The organism is Kitasatospora sp. NPDC048365 (assembly GCF_043200835.1).
GTDB lineage: Bacteria > Actinomycetota > Actinomycetes > Streptomycetales > Streptomycetaceae > Kitasatospora > Kitasatospora terrestris.
Map to the genome: position 1 here is coordinate 1 of NZ_JBICYJ010000099.1, position 6756 is coordinate 6756.

Below are 6756 nucleotides of genomic sequence, written 5' to 3' on the forward strand. Positions count from 1 at the left end.
GAGTTGTCGCCGTAGTTGCCGCGGTACGCGTCGTTGATCCAGCCCCAGGAGCCCGCGGCGTTCAGCCCGTCGCCGATGTCCTGGTAGATCTTCCAGGACACCCCCGCCTGCTCCAGCCGCTCCGGGTAGGTCATCCACCCGTACCCCGCTTCCTGGTTGCCCAGCACCGGGCCGCCGCCCACACCGTCGTTGCCGACGTAGCCCGTCCACATGTAGTAGCGGTTCGGGTCCGTCGCGCCGATGAACGAGCAGTGGTAGGCGTCGCAGATGGTGAACGCATCGGCCAGCGCGTAGTGGAACGGGATGTCCTGGCGCGTCAGGTACGCCATGGTGGTGGCGGTCTTGGCGGGCACCCACTGGTCGTACTTGCCGTTGTTGAACGCCTTGTGGCCGCCCGCCCAGTCGTGGTTCAGGTCCTGGATGAACTGCATGCCCAGGTCGTTGACCTGCGGCCGGAACGGCAGGATCTCCTTGTTGCCGCTGTCCTTCTGGTACCAGACCGGCTTCCCGCTGGGCTGCGTGACCGGCCGGGGGTCGCCGAAGCCGCGGACGCCCTTCATCGCGCCGAAGTAGTGGTCGAAGGAGCGGTTCTCCTGCATCAGCACGACGATGTGCTCGACGTCCTGGATCGTGCCGGTGACCCCGGCCGGGGCAATCGCCTCGGCCCGCGCGATGCTCTGCGACAGCGCGGAGAACGCGACGGTGGCACCGGCGAGTTGGAAGAAGCGACGACGGTTCAGATCAGCCATGGATGCGATCGACCTTTGAACGTAGCTGCGGGGAGGGTGAGTTGAACTGATCAAAGCTGCACTGTTCATCTACTGTTCAATCAGTTCCGCGCAAACGTGCCAGCCGTGACAGCGGCGCGTCAAGAGTCTCGTCGGGCAAAACTCACCGCGGACGGATCTGCCCGTTCTCGAAGTAGGCGGCGAGCTCCCGGTCCAGCGGCGGGATGTCGTACGGCCGGCCGCCGTCGCGCAGCGAGCAGGTCGCCATGTAGCCGGCGGCGACCGCCATCCGCGCGGCGAGCGGGGAGGTGTCGGTGCGACCGCCGTGGCGGACGAAGCGGGCGAACTCCTCGACGATGGCGACGTCGCTGCCGCCGTGCGTGCCGTGGGCCTCCTTCACCCGGTAGGTGGCATCGCCGTCCGCGCGGTAGCCGGTCGGGCCGCTGTTCCAGACACGCACCAGTGCGCCGGGGTCGTCGCCGAAGTTCTCCAGCCGGCCCTCGGTGCCGATCACCGTGTAGTTGCGCACGTAGTCCGGGCTGAAGTGGCACTGCTGGTACGCGGCGATCACGCCGTTGTCCAGGCGCATGTTCATCACCGAGACGTCCTCGACGTCGATCCGGTGGTTGAGGTCGCGGCGCTCGGTCGGCGGCCACTGGAATTCCTTGAGCCAGCCGTCGGGGCGCGGGGTGCCGGGCTCGCGGCGCGGGAGGTCGCCGTAGAGCATCAGGTCGCCGAAGGCGTTGACCCGCTCGGTGTAGCCGCCGGCCAGCCAGTGGACCACGTCCAGGTCGTGGGCGGCCTTCTGCAGCAGCAGGCCGGTGGTGCGTTCGCGCTCGGCGTGCCAGTCCTTGAAGTAGTAGTCGCCGCCGTAGCCGACGAAGTGGCGCACCCAGACGGTCTTCGGCTCGCCGATGTCGCCGCGTTCGATGATCTCGCGCATCTGCCGGACCACGCCCATGTGGCGCATGTTGTGCCCGACGTACAGCCGGGTGCCGGTCTCGTACGCGGTGCGCAGAATGGTGTCGCAGCCCTCGACGGTGATGTGCATGGGCTTCTCGAGGTAGACCGGCTTTCCGGCCCGCAGGCAGTCGACGGCGATGCGTTCGTGGGTGTCGTCGGGGGTGACGACCAGGATCGCGTCGATGTCCTCGCGCTCCAGCAGGTCGCGGTAATCGGTGCAGGTGTCGTCGACGCCGAGCCGCGCGGCCGCCCGTCCGAGCGCGGCCGGGTCGGTGTCGCACAGGGCGGCCACCGCGGTTCCCCGGCCGGGCCGGTGGGCGGCGAGGGGCAGCGAGAGCCGCAGGCCCAGGCCGATGACGCCGAGGCGCAGGTCGTCCACTCGGTGAGGTCCCTTCATGTCAACAAGATCTGGTGGATGGCTACTTGGAGCCGGTGAAGGCGATGCCCTCGGTGATCCGGCGCTGGGCGGCGATGAACATCACGATCATCGGCAGGCTGGCCAGCAGGGAGCCGGCCATCAGGACGGGGTAGTCGGTGACGTGCTCGCCCTGGAGGGTGGCGAGGCCGACGGAGAGCGGCATCCGGTCGGCGTCGCTGGTCACCACCAGCGGCCAGAGCAGGTCGTTCCAGGACCAGAGGACGGTGAGCACGCCGAGCGAGACCAGTCCGGGCCGGGCGAGCGGCAGCATGATCGACCAGAACACCCGGATCGGGCCGGCGCCGTCCAGTCTCGCGGCCTCCTCGACGTCCCGCGGCAGGGAGAGGAAGAACTGGCGCAGCATGAAGGTGCCGAAGGCGCTGAACATGCCGGGCAGCACGATGCCGGTGAGGGTGTTGAGCAGCCCGAGGTTCATCACCATGCGGTACTGCGGCAGCAGGTACAGCTGGCCGGGCACCATCAGCACCGAGAGGATCACCAGGAACAGCGCGTCCCGGCCGGGGAAGCGCATCCGGGCGAAGGCGTACGCCGCCATCGAGCAGAACAGCAGCTGGGCGAGGACCCGGACCACCGTGATCACCACGGTGTTGCCGAACTGCGCGAGGAACGGGGTGGAGCGGAACACCTCCGCGTAGTTGGACCAGTGCCACCCGGGGACGAAGGTGGGCGGCACACCGGTCGCCTCGCCGAAGGTCTGCAGCGAGGTGAGCAGCTGCCAGAAGAAGGGCGCGACCATGGCCGCCGCGCCGACCGCCAGCACCACGTGGACCGGCCAGAGCCGCTGCCGCCTACTCATAGTGGACCCACTTCTTCTGCAGTCGAAACTGGACCGCGGTGAGCAGCAGCAGGACGGCCATCAGCACGACCGCGACGGCGGAGGCCATGCCCTGCCGGTTGTCCAGGAAGGCGTCCTCGTAGAAGAGGTAGGCGACGGTCTTGCTGCCCGCCAGCGCGGGGTTGGACTTGCCGAGCATCATCAGCACGGTGTCGAACATCTGCAGGCCGCCGATCACCGACAGCACCGAGACGAAGAAGATGCTCGGGCTGAGCAGTGGCAGGGTGATGGCGAAGAACTGCCGGACGCGGCCGGCGCCGTCGATCGCGGCGGCCTCGTAGTAGTGCCGGGGGACGGACTTGAGCCCGGCGGAGAAGATGATCATGTTGTAGCCGAGCGAGGCCCAGACCCCGACCACGGCCATCGCGTAGACGGTGAACCGCTCGTCCGACACCCAGTGCGGGCCGTCCACGCCGACCAGCGACAGCAGGTAGTTGATCAGGCCGTAGTCGCCGTTGTAGAGCCAGCGCCAGACCATCGCCACCGCCGCCGGCATGGAGACCACGGGCAGGAAGTAGAGCGTGCGGTACAGCGCCACGTGCCGGTCGCGGACCTGGTTGAGCAGGGCAGCCAGCACCACCGAGAGCGGGATGGCCAGCAGCACCAGCAGCGAGTAGCGCAGGGTGTTCCAGGCGGCCTTCGGCAGCTCGGGGTCGGACAGGAAGTCCCGGTAGTTGGCGGTGCCCACCCACCGCTGGCCGCCGAAGGCGCCCCACTCGGTGAAGCTGAAGTACACCGACTGCGCGATCGGCCAGAGGTAGAAGACCCCGAGGCCGGCCAGCAGCGGAAGGACCATCAGGTAGCCCCAGACCCACTCCCGGGGGTGGCCGCCGACCCGGTGGCGGCGGGTGCGGGGGCGGGCCCCCGCCGCGGCCGGGTCGGCGGCGGGGGTCGCTTCGATCGTGGCCACCGGCTACTCCTTGGCCAGTGCGGCGTTCATGGTGGCCGCCATCTGCGCGGCCGCGCTGTCCAGGTCCTGCTGGCCGGCCCACACCTTGTCGAGCAGCGCCTGGGTGTCCTTGCTCCAGGCCGAGGTGTTCTTCGAGACCGGGTACGGCACGGCATTCTGCAACTCGTCGACGAAAATCTGCAGGTTGAACTGCGGGGTCGACTTCACCCAGGTGTCGGCCAGTCCCTCGTAGGCCGGGATGACGGTGCCGGTGGAGGCCTGGATCTCGTTGGCCTCGCGGCCGCCGAGGAACTTCACGAACTCCCAGGCGGCGGCCGCGTGCCTGGTCTTCGCGTAGATCACGTTGCCGAGGCCGTTGACCACGGTGGCCCGGCCCTTCGGCCCGGCCGGCAGCGGCGCCACATCGGCGACCAGGCCGGGGGCGTTCTTGTAGGTGAGGGTGTCCCAGTCGCCGTCGGTGAACATCGCGACCTTGCCGGAGGCGAACAGCTGCGAGGGGTCGGTGTCGGTCATCTGCTGCGCGGTCGGCGAGGTCTTGTACTTGGTGACGAAGTCGAGCGCGTACCGCAGGCCCTCGACGGACGCCGGGTCGGCGAGGCCGGACGTCTTCCTGTCCGCGGAGATCACGTGGCCGCCGGCCTGGTGGATGGTGTTGTACAGGTTCTCCTGCGTCCAGGAGGGGGAGGCGATGCCCCAGACGCCCTTGGCCGGGTCGGTCAGCCGCCGGCTGGCGTCGATGACGTCCTGCCAGGTCCAGCTCGCGTCCGGGTACTTCACCCCGGCGGCGTCGAAGAGCTTCTTGTTGTACCAGAGGCCGATGGTGTCGTAGTCCTTCGGCATGCCGTACTGCTTGCCGCCGAGGGTGTAGATGTCGTTGAGCGCCTTGGCGAACTTCCCGCTGTCGAACCCGGGCCGGTCGGACAGCGGCAGCAGCTGGCCCTGGCCGGCGTAGAGGCCGATCCTGGTCGAGCTCATCCAGAACACGTCCGGCGCGGAGCCGGAGGCGGCCGCGGTCTGCAGCTTGGTCCAGTAGTCGGCGTTCGGGGTGAGCTGGATGCTGACCCTGATGTCCGGGTGGGCGGCCTGGAAGGCGTCCACGATCTTCTGCATCGCGGGCTGCTGGTTGGCGTCCCAGATGCCGTACGTGAGGGTCACCGGGCCGGCGGCCTTGCCGTCCTGGCCGGGCGAGGTCGAGTCGGACGAGCAGCCGGCGACCCCGGCCACCAGCAGTCCGGCGCACAGCAGCGCCGACACCCTTCTGATCATCTTCGGTCCTCTCCGCGGGTGGTTGCGTGGAGGGGACACTAGCGCCCATTAATGCTTACATCTAGCGTTAATCGAGCAGCAATGAGCGCACGAGACCGGAACGTGACCCTGAGGGGCAGGATCCGGCCCGGCGTTTTGATCAGGATCAGCAAAATCTGGCCGAAGCCCGACCGGCTCGGCTCAGCCGAGGAGCAGCTGCTCGGCGTGGTCGAGGGCGAAGCGGACCGCACCGACGCAGACCGCCTCACCGCCGAGCTCGGAGACCACGACCTCCGGCGGGTACAGGCAGACGCCCTCCAGGTAGCGGCGCACCGGCCCGGCCAGCAGTTCTCCGGCCTGCGCGAGGCTGCCGCCGATCACCACCAGCTCCGGGTCCAGCGGGGTCACCAGGGTGACCAGCCCCTCGGCCAGGCCGGTGGCGAAGGCCTCCACCGCCGCGGCCGCCCGCCCGTCGCCCGCCCGGGCCCGCTCCAGCGCGAACAGCGCCGCCTGCAGCGGTGCCCGCAGCTCCCCCGGGTCGGCGGACAGGGCGAAGTCGAGCACGTGGTGGAAGGCGCCCCACCGGCTGTTCGGCTGCCCGCCGAGCTCCCCGGCCGCCGCGTGGGAGCCCCGGTGCGGGACGCCGCCGAGCAGCAGCCCCAGGCCGATCCGGCTGCCCGTGTGCAGGTAGATGACGTCCCGTCGGCCGCGGGCGGCGCCCTGCCAGTGCTCGGCCAGGACGGCCAGTCGCATGTCGTTCTCGACCCGCAGCGGCACCGGGATCCGGGCGGCGAGCTCCTGCTGCAGGCGGACACCCGTCCAGTCCTCCAGCACCACGCTCTTCACCACCCGGCCCTCGCCGTCGATCACCCCGGTGGTGCCGACGCCGACCGCGGTCAGCGCCCCGGCGGTCAACCCCGCCTCGGCGCAGGCGCGTTCGACCAGGTCCACCACCGCCGCCAGGCGGCGCGCCGACGGCAGGTCGGACGGCAGGCTCTCGGCGGCGCGCGCCACCACCCGACCGTTGAGGTCCGCCACCATGGCCAGCAGCCCGGTGGCGCCGACGCTCACGCCCGCCACGTGCCCGGCCTCGCCCCGGAAGGCGAACCGGCGCGCCGGGCGGCCCCGCAGGCCGTCCGACGGCACGACCTCCTCGGCCCAGCCGTCGCGCAGCAGCGTCTCCACGATGCCGTCGGCGGTGGCACGGGAGAGCTGCGCGGCCTTGGCCAGCTCGGCCAGCGTCGCGCTCTCAGTCCCGCGCAGCGCCCGCAGGACCGCGACCTGGTTGAGCCGCCGCAGGAAACTCCCGTCGCCGCTCGCCTGTCGCACCGGTCCTCCTCGCGCCCTGCCGGCCGTCCGGGACGGACCGCCGCGCCCGAACGATCCTATGCGCGTAGCGCGGCCCGCCCGCGGAGGGTGGGACGGGCACCACCTTTTGCACTCTTGATGCTCGATTGTGCGTGAAGAGCGGCAGTATTGCGCGAGATCAATCAAACGGCGTAGGGTTCCGAACCGTCCGGCCGGTGGGCGGCGGACCAGACGAGGAGTGCGCGTTGAGCAACGAGAGCCTGGCCAATCTGCTCAAGGAGGAGCGGCGCTTCGCCCCGCCCGCGGAGCTGGCCGCTTCGGCCAACGT

At 70.0% G+C, this 6756-nt stretch carries 6 protein-coding genes; all 6 read right to left on the bottom strand.

Annotated elements, in window-relative coordinates:
• Nucleotides 1-749, bottom strand: a 749-nt coding sequence (locus tag ACGFX4_RS41170; RefSeq protein ID WP_393086337.1) for an alkaline phosphatase family protein, incomplete at its 3' end; no start/stop codon positions are given.
• Nucleotides 750-891: 142 nt separating this feature from the next.
• Nucleotides 892-2088 (bottom strand): Gfo/Idh/MocA family protein, encoded by a 1197-nt coding sequence (locus tag ACGFX4_RS41175; protein WP_393086339.1) that lies wholly within the window; start codon nt 2086-2088, stop codon nt 892-894.
• A gap of 22 nt (nt 2089-2110) precedes the next feature.
• Nucleotides 2111-2926: a carbohydrate ABC transporter permease gene (locus ACGFX4_RS41180; protein WP_393086341.1), complete on the bottom strand. Its 816-nt coding sequence runs from the start codon at nt 2924-2926 to the stop codon at nt 2111-2113.
• A complete protein-coding gene (locus ACGFX4_RS41185) occupies nt 2919-3875 on the bottom strand; it encodes a carbohydrate ABC transporter permease (protein WP_393086343.1) in 957 nt (318 codons plus the stop codon). Before ACGFX4_RS41185 ends, ACGFX4_RS41180 begins: the two co-directional genes overlap by 8 nt.
• A 3-nt stretch (nt 3876-3878) precedes the next feature.
• The gene (locus ACGFX4_RS41190; RefSeq protein WP_393086345.1) at nt 3879-5141 is read right to left on the bottom strand and encodes an ABC transporter substrate-binding protein; all 1263 of its coding nucleotides are present in this window, start codon (nt 5139-5141) and stop codon (nt 3879-3881) included.
• Nucleotides 5142-5321: 180 nt separating this feature from the next.
• Nucleotides 5322-6449, bottom strand: coding sequence for an ROK family protein (locus ACGFX4_RS41195; protein WP_393086347.1), 1128 nt, complete (start codon nt 6447-6449; stop codon nt 5322-5324).
• Between the last annotated feature and the right edge of the window lie 307 nt (nt 6450-6756).